The organism is Burkholderia sp. SIMBA_062, from assembly GCF_046534765.1.
Classification (GTDB): Bacteria; Pseudomonadota; Gammaproteobacteria; order Burkholderiales; family Burkholderiaceae; genus Burkholderia; species Burkholderia ambifaria.
In genome coordinates this window covers 1-4,790 of record NZ_JAWRYD010000074.1, presented here as the reverse complement: position 1 = coordinate 4,790, position 4,790 = coordinate 1, and the positions used below count along the sequence as shown (strand labels likewise).

Annotated in this window: 1 protein-coding gene; it reads left to right on the top strand. The window is 60.8% G+C overall.

Annotation, left to right across the window (positions count from 1 at the left end):
- Positions 1 to 4,790 (top strand): beta strand repeat-containing protein (locus SB786_RS35320; RefSeq protein WP_410731452.1); only part of this gene is annotated, 4,790 nt, incomplete at both ends.

The window sequence follows — 4,790 nt, the reverse complement described above, 5'->3', positions numbered from 1 at the left end:
TACTCGACCGATGGAGGCCACACCTGGAACACCAGTTTCAATGCCGTCGAAGGTGTGAACGATGTACAGGTCCGGCAGACCGATGTCGCAGGCAACACGTCGGCCCCGACCTCGTTCAGCTTCACGCTCGATACCTCGGCCGCCGCGCCCGGTGTCGCGCTCACGAACGATTCCGGCAGCAGCTCCACCGACCACATCACCAATGTCGGCACACTGAATCTCACCGGTGTAGAAACCGGCGCCACGATCGAATACTCGACCGATGGAGGCCACACCTGGAACACCAGTTTCAATGCCGTCGAAGGTGTGAACGATGTACAGGTCCGGCAAACCGATGTCGCGGGCAATACATCGGCCCCGACCTCGTTCAACTTCACGCTCGATACCTCAGCCGCAGCGCCCGGCGTTGCATTGACCACCGACTCCGGCAACAACGCCGCCGATCACATCACGAACGTCGGCACACTTAGCCTGTCCGGTGTGGAGACTGGCGCAGTTGTCGAATACTCGACGGATGGGGGTCATACCTGGAACACCAGTTTCAATGCTGTCGAAGGCGTGAACGACGTACAAGTTCGGCAAACCGATGTCGCAGGCAATACGTCGGATCCGACGTCGTTCAGCTTCACACTCGATACGTCGGCCGCTGCGCCCGGCGTTGCGCTGACCACGGACTCTGGGAGCAGTTCGACCGACCACATCACCAATGTCGGTACGTTGAATCTCACCGCTGTCGAAACCGGCGCCACGATCGAATACTCGACCGATGGCGGTCATACCTGGAACACCAGCTTCAACGCCATCGAAGGTGTGAACGACGTGCAGGTTCGGCAAACCGATGTCGCAGGCAATACGTCGGATCCGACGTCGTTCAGCTTCACGCTCGATACCTCGGCCGCCGCGCCCGGCGTCGCATTGACGACCGACTCCGGCAGCAACGCCACCGACCACATCTCGAACGTCGGCACACTCAACGTGTCTGGTGTGGAGACTGGCGCAGTTGTCGAATACTCGATCGATGGTGGTCATACCTGGAACACCAGCTTCAACGCCATCGAAGGCGTGAACGACGTACAGGTCCGGCAAACCGATGTCGCAGGCAATACGTCGTCGGCCACGTCGTTCAGCTTCACGCTCGATACCTCGGCCGCCGCGCCAGACGTTGCATTGACGGCCGATTCCGGTAGCAGCGCCACCGACCACATCACCAATGTCGGCACGTTGAATCTCACCGGTGTCGAAACGGGCGCCACGGTCGAATATTCGACCGATGGTGGCCATACCTGGAACACCAGCTTCAATGCCGTCGAAGGCGTGAACGATGTACAGGTCCGGCAGACCGATATCGCGGGCAACACGTCCGCCCCGACCTCGTTCAGCTTCACGCTCGACACCTCGGCCGCCGCGCCCGCCGTTGCATTGACCACCGACTCCGGCAGCAACGCCGCCGACCACATCACCAACGTCGGTACACTCAACGTGTCTGGTGTGGAGACTGGCGCAGTTGTCGAATACTCGATCGATGGCGGTCATACCTGGAGCACCAGCTTCAATGCCGTCGAAGGCGTGAATGACGTGCAGGTTCGGCAAACCGATGCCGCAGGCAATACGTCGGATCCGACGTCGTTCAGCTTTACGCTCGATACCTCGGCCGCCGCGCCCGGTGTCGCGCTCACCACCGATTCCGGTAGCAGCGCCGCCGACCACATCACCAACGTCGGTACACTCAACGTGTCTGGTGTGGAGACCGGCGCAGTTGTCGAATACTCGACGGATGGTGGCAACACCTGGAACACCAGCTTCAATGCCGTCGAAGGCGTGAACGACGTACAGGTTCGGCAGACCGATATCGCGGGCAATACGTCAGCTGCCACATCGCTCAGCTTCACGCTCGATACCTCGGCCGCTGCACCGGGTGTTGCACTGACCACCGACTCCGGCAACAACGCCACCGATCACATCACGAACGTCGGCACACTCAACGTGTCTGGTGTGGAGAATGGCGCAGTTGTCGAATACTCGACGGATGGTGGCCACACCTGGAACACCAGCTTCAACGCCGTCGAAGGCGTGAACGATGTACAGGTCCGGCAGACCGATATCGCAGGCAATACATCGGATCCGACTTCGTTCAGCTTCACGCTCGATACGTCGGCCGCCGCGCCCGATGTTGCATTGACCGCCGATTCCGGCACTAGCTCGACCGACCACATCACCAATGTCGGTACGTTGAATCTCACCGGTGTCGAAACCGGCGCCAGCGTCGAATACTCGACCGATGGTGGCCACACCTGGAACACCAGCTTCAACGCCATCGAAGGCGTGAACGACGTACAGGTCCGGCAGACCGATGTCGCGGGCAACACGTCCGCCCCGACCTCGTTCAGCTTCACGCTCGACACCTCGGCCGCCGCGCCCGCCGTTGCATTGACCACCGACTCCGGCAGCAACGCCACCGATCACATTACCAACGTCGGCACACTCAACGTGTCTGGTGTGGAGACTGGCGCAGTTGTCGAATACTCGATCGATGGCGGTCATACCTGGAACACCAGCTTCAACGCCATCGAAGGCGTGAACGACGTGCAGGTTCGGCAAACCGATGTCGCAGGCAATACGTCGGATCCGACGTCGTTCAGCTTCACGCTCGATACCTCGGCCGCCGCGCCCGGCGTTGCATTGACCACCGATTCCGGCAGCAACGCCACCGACCACATCTCGAACGTCGGCACACTCAACGTGTCTGGTGTGGAGACTGGCGCAGTTGTCGAATACTCGATCGATGGCGGTCATACCTGGAACACCCGCTTCAACGCCATCGAAGGCGTGAACGACGTGCAGGTTCGGCAAACCGATGTCGCAGGCAATACGTCGGATCCGACGTCGTTCAGCTTCACGCTCGATACCTCGTCCGCTGCACCGGGCGTTGCACTGACCGCCGACTCCGGCAGCAACGCCACCGACCACATCACCAACGTCGGTACACTCAACGTGTCTGGTGTGGAGACTGGCGCAGTTGTCGAATACTCGATCGATGGTGGCCACACCTGGAGCACCAGTTTCAACGCCGTCGAAGGCGTGAACGACGTACAGGTTCGGCAAACCGATATCGCTGGCAACACATCCGCCCCGACCTCGTTCAACTTCACGCTCGATACCTCGGCCGCCGCACCCGGTGTCGCGCTCACCACCGATTCCGGTAGCAGCGCCACCGACCACATCTCCAATGTCGGTACGTTGAATCTCACCGGTGTCGAAACGGGCGCCACCGTCGAATATTCGACCGATGGGGGCCATACCTGGAACACCAGCTTCAATGCCGTCGAAGGCGTGAACGACGTACAGGTCCGACAGACCGATATCGCGGGCAACACGTCGTCGGCCACATCGCTCAGCTTCACGCTCGATACGTCGGCCGCCGCGCCCGGTGTCGCATTGACCGCGGATTCCGGCACTAGCTCGACCGACCACATCACCAATGTCGGCACGTTGAATCTCACCGGTGTCGAAACAGGCGCCACCGTCGAATACTCGACGGATGGCGGCCACACCTGGAGCACCAGCTTCAATGCCGTCGCAGGCGCGAACGACGTGCAAGTTCGGCAAACCGATGTCGCGGGCAACACGTCGGACCCGACCTCCCTCAGCTTTACGCTGGATACCTCATCCGCTGCACCGGGCGTTGCACTGACCGCCGACTCCGGCAACAACGCCGCCGATCACATCACGAACGTCGGTACACTTAGCCTGTCTGGCGTGGAGACTGGCGCAGTTGTCGAATACTCGATCGACGGCGGCCATACCTGGAACACCAGCTTCAACGCTGTCGAAGGCGTGAACGATGTACAGGTTCGGCAGACCGATATCGCAGGCAACACGTCGGATCCGACCTCGTTCAGCTTCACGCTCGATACGTCGGCCGCCGCGCCCGATGTTGCATTGACCGCCGATTCCGGCACTAGCTCGACCGACCACATCACCAATGTCGGTACGTTGAATCTCACCGGTGTCGAAACCGGCGCCAGCGTCGAATACTCGACGGATGGTGGCCACACCTGGAGCACCAGCTTCAACGCCGTTGAAGGCGTGAACGATGTACAGGTTCGGCAGACCGATATCGCAGGCAACACGTCGGACCCGACGACGTTCAGCTTCACGCTCGATACCTCAGCCGCCGCGCCCGGCGTTGCATTGACCACCGATTCCGGTAGCAGCGCCACCGACCACATCTCCAATGTCGGCACGTTGAATCTCACCGGTGTCGAAACGGGCGCCACCGTCGAATATTCGACGGATGGTGGCCACACCTGGAGCACCAGCTTCAACGCCATCGAAGGCGTGAACGATGTACAGGTCCGGCAGACCGATGTCGCAGGCAACACGTCGGCTGCCACATCGCTCAGCTTCACGCTCGATACCTCGTCCGCTGCACCGGGCGTTGCACTGACCACCGACTCCGGCAGCAGCGCCACCGACCACATCTCGAACGTCGGTACACTCAACGTTTCTGGTGTGGAGACTGGCGCAGTTGTCGAATACTCGATCGATGGTGGTCATACCTGGAACACCAGCTTCAACGCCATCGAAGGCGTGAACGATGTACAAGTTCGGCAAACCGATGTCGCGGGCAATACGTCGGCGGCCACGTCGTTCAGCTTCACGCTCGATACCTCGGCCGCTGCGCCCGGTGTTGCATTGACGACCGATTCCGGCAGCAGCGCGACCGACCACATCTCCAACGTCGGTACGTTGAATCTCACCGGTGTCGAAACGGGCGCCAGCGTCGAATA